Consider the following 478-nt stretch of genomic DNA (forward strand, 5'->3'; position numbering starts at 1 on the left):
AGGCCATGATAGGGGCAGACGATGCCTTCTTCTTCATGAAACCCCAGGGTCAGCGGCACCCCGCGGTGCGGGCAGACGTCGCGGGCGACTACCACCTGGCCTTTAATACGATAGATAACCAGCTGTTCGTCCAGCAGGGTGGCTTTCACCGGGGCGCCGGCAATATCGCAGGCGCGAGCCACCGGGTGCCAGCAGCGGGCCAGCCGCAGCCAGTCTTCCGGGTCAAAGGTGCAATGGGCGGGGGGCGTGGGGGTGATTGTCTTCATGATTTCTCTTCCTGCTCACATCGGTGATTGTTTTATTGTTGTGAGATTATTGTTGTCATATTAGGGTGTTCACATCCATCACCATTAATTCACTCTGCTGTTGCAAAAAAGAGTACAGGGGCGCTATGAGTCCATTTTCCCGTTTCGCGCACTATTTCATCGCCGTGGCCCGCTGCGGCAGCCTGCGCCGGGCCGCCGAGCAGCTGCATATT

General features: G+C 57.7%; 1 protein-coding gene and 1 pseudogene. One reads left to right on the forward strand and one right to left on the reverse strand.

Annotated elements, in window-relative coordinates; all coding sequences use genetic code 11:
- Window positions 1-266, reverse strand: a pseudogene (gene hpxD / locus M3661_RS29865) (molybdenum cofactor-independent xanthine hydroxylase subunit HpxD); the annotation flags it as partial.
- 125 nt (window positions 267-391) lie between these two features.
- On the opposite strand from hpxD, the gene M3661_RS29870 reads away from it, so the two are divergent.
- Window positions 392-478: helix-turn-helix domain-containing protein (locus tag M3661_RS29870; RefSeq protein WP_251491293.1), on the forward strand; the 87-nt coding region annotated here is incomplete at its 3' end.

Source organism: Paenibacillus sp. MER 180, assembly GCF_023713665.1.
In the GTDB taxonomy this organism is placed as follows: domain Bacteria; phylum Bacillota; class Bacilli; order Paenibacillales; family Paenibacillaceae; genus Paenibacillus_B; species Paenibacillus_B suaedae.